This is a genomic window from Citrobacter sp. TBCS-14 (assembly GCF_005280805.1).
Classification (GTDB): Bacteria; Pseudomonadota; Gammaproteobacteria; order Enterobacterales; family Enterobacteriaceae; genus Citrobacter; species Citrobacter gillenii.
Genome location: NZ_SZWM01001054.1, coordinates 1 through 242 on the forward strand (window position 1 = coordinate 1; position 242 = coordinate 242).

At 55.8% G+C, this 242-nt stretch carries 1 protein-coding gene; it reads left to right on the forward strand.

Going from position 1 to position 242, the window contains the following annotated elements; all coding sequences use genetic code 11:
* The coding region (locus FDX22_RS23900; protein WP_146717888.1) for a phage tail tape measure protein at positions 1 to 242 on the forward strand (242 nt) is incomplete at both ends.

Sequence of the window (242 nt, forward strand, 5' to 3'; positions counted from 1 at the left end):
AGAGCCGAAACAGTCAGGCGTGAAAGTGTCTGCGGGCGATCGTCAGGAAGACAGTGCTCATGCCGCTCTGCTGACGCTTCAGGCAGAACTCCGGACGCTGGAGGAACATGCCGGAGCGAATGAGAAAATCAGCCAGCAACGCCGGGAACTGTGGAAAACAGAAAACCAGTACGCGGTACTGGAAGAGGCAGCGCAACGGCGTCAGTTGTCAGCACAGGAAAAATCTCTGCTGGCGCATAAAA